The organism is Nocardia sp. NPDC003345, from assembly GCF_053589395.1.
The window spans coordinates 1-2579 of sequence record NZ_JBSFRU010000517.1; the positions used below are offsets into that span (position 1 = coordinate 1).

The 2579-nt window shown below is 69.8% G+C and carries 2 protein-coding genes; both read right to left on the reverse strand.

The genetic code is table 11. The features are described 5' to 3' along the window. On the reverse strand, nt 1–1161 hold a 1161-nt coding region (locus ACWDU1_RS31450; protein ID WP_450004054.1), incomplete at its 3' end, for a three-helix bundle dimerization domain-containing protein. 131 nt (nt 1162–1292) lie between these two features. Beyond that, a partial coding sequence (locus ACWDU1_RS31455; RefSeq protein ID WP_450004055.1) for a phytoene desaturase family protein occupies nt 1293–2579 on the reverse strand: 1287 nt, incomplete at its 5' end.

The window sequence follows — 2579 nt, forward strand, 5'->3', positions numbered from 1 at the left end:
GTTCACCGCCGCCGCCACGAACTGGGCCTCGTAGATCCAGGTCATCGGGGTGGCGCCCATTCCGGCGGTCAGGTACTCCTCGAAGGGGCCCGCACTGGATCCCTCGGTGTACCCCTGGGCCAGGAACAGCCGCTGCAGCGTCGGCAGCACATGCTGTTCGGCGGTCGCACCACGCACCACGGCGTCGTCGTTGACCACATAGCTGGCCACCGCCAGGTACATCGCCGCCGAATTCGAGGTCCGGGCGTCGGTGGTGCTGACCAGGATGTTCTTACCGACCCGGTAGGAGGTGTTACCGGCCAGCTCGTCCCACTGGACACCCCGCTGCACCAGATCGATATAGGCGCCGAAGTCCAGTGCCGGGACCGGGCCGTCGAATTTCACCGCGCCGGCCCGGTCGAGCAGTTCCACGATCGGGGCGAAGGTGGCGATCGCCATCGGCGAATAGAACGGCGTATACCGGTTCCGGACCCCGACCTCGCGGATGATCCGTTCCGCCGCGGGCAGGCTGGACGGGAACACGAACGCCTGACCGCCGAGGTCGACCGAGGTGGAGATTTCGCGGGACCCGGCAGGCTGCACATCGACCTTGTACCCGTGTGACGCGAAGATCTCCGCGACCCGCTGATCGGCGAAGAACGCCATCTTCTCCGAGCCGACCACACCGGTCACCGTCGCGGGCGCGGCGCCCGCCACCGGCGCGACCGCAGCCGGCGACGATCCGGGCCGGGTCACCGCCCACGCGGTCGCGCCCGCGGCCACCACCCCGGCACCGGCCAGGGCGAACAATCCGCGACGGTCGGTGGCCAGGGACCGTACCCGGGACCGGGCGTCGGGATCGGCGGACGCCGGCGCGCCGGCGACGATCTTCTCGGTCGGTGCCGCACCGGCCCCGGTCACCGACGGCGGTACGATCGCGGAATCCGCACCGGAATCCAGTTCGCGGCGCACCACCCGCTCCACGAGAATCGGTACGAAATCCCGCACGCTGCTACCGGAGAACCGGTTGTGGGCCGTGCGGACGGCGTCACCCACCTCGCCGGCGGAACGGTTCTCGGCGTACGCGTCCGCCAGCCGGCCCTCCAGTTCGCGTATCGCCTTCCGCTCACGCGCGGCCTTGTCTTCGGGGGCCACACCCTTCGGGGTGGTTTCGAGTGCCACGTATCTCTCCTCGGCGCCGGTCAGCGAAATCGAACGACCCGCCGGGCCGATCCACAGCCGACAACCCTACCGGCACAAAGTATTCGGATACTCCCAGCTGTGAGGCTCGCAGCCTGATCGGCGACCAGAATTCATCCGGCATTTCCCGGCCGCTGGGCACCGGTTTCCTGGAGGACGGCCATGGCCGCGTTGTGGCCGCCGATCCCGCTCACGCCACCACCCCGCACGGTGCCCGCGCCGCAGCGGAAGATATTGTGATAGGCGGTGTCCACACCCCACCGCTGGGCGGGCGTATCCGCGGGTTCGTCCCGATAGGGAAAAGCGAGATCCCCGTGGAAGATATGGCCACCGGGCATACGCAGCGACCGTTCCAGATCGACCGGTGTCGCCACGTCGAGGCAGGGCGCGCCGTGCGCGTCGCGGGCCAGGCAGTCGCGCAGCGGCTCGGCGAGCACGGCGTCCAGTTCGGCGAGGGTGGCGGTCACCGCGGAATCGCGGGCCGCGGGATCGGCGGCGAAGATGCCCGCCGGCATATGCAATCCGAACAGTGTCAGGGTGTGCCGCCCGGGAGGTTCGGCCGATCCGATGATCCCCGGGTCGGTGAGGGTGTGGCAGTAGATCTCCGACGGCGGCCGCCGCGGGATCCGGCCGGCCGCGGCTTCACGATAGGCGGTTTCCAGCCGCTCGTAGGTCTCACCGATATGGAAGGTGCCGGCGAACGCGTCGCGCGGGTCCACGGCGGGATCACGCAGCCGCGGCAGACGGGACAGGACCATATTGATCTTCAGCTGCGCGCCTTCGGGTTTCGGTGCCGCCGGCCCGCCCAGCAGCCGCGCCAGTTCGGCCGGTGCGGCGTTCACCAGGACATAGCGCGCGCCGATCGCCCCCTCCCCCGTCTCGCCGGCGAACCGGACCTCCGCGATATCGCCGTCGGCGGAGATACCGGTGACCTCGGTCGCGGTGTGTATCTCGGCCCCGGCCGAGCGCGCGGCGGCGACCAACGCCTCGGTGAGCGCGCCCATACCGCCCACCGGCACATCCCAGTCGCCGGTGCCGCCCCCGATCACGTGGTAGAGGAAGCATCTGTTCTGCGCCAGCGACGGATCGTGGGCGTGGGTGAAGGTCCCGATCAGCGCATCGGTGAACACCACACCGCGCACCAGATCATCGGCGAAATATCGTTCGATCACCGCGCCCAGCGGTTCGTCGAACAAGGCCCGCCACGCCCGGTCGCCCACCCGCCGGCGCAACTGCTCGGCAGTGGGCAACGGCTCGATGAGCGTCGGGAACACCGCGGCGGCCACCTCGGCGGTCATCGCGTAGAACCGCTGCCAGGAATCGTATTCGCGCTCCGAGCCGGTGACCCGGGCGAAACTCTCCCGGGTCACCGCGGCCGACTCGTTGTGGACCAGCAGCCC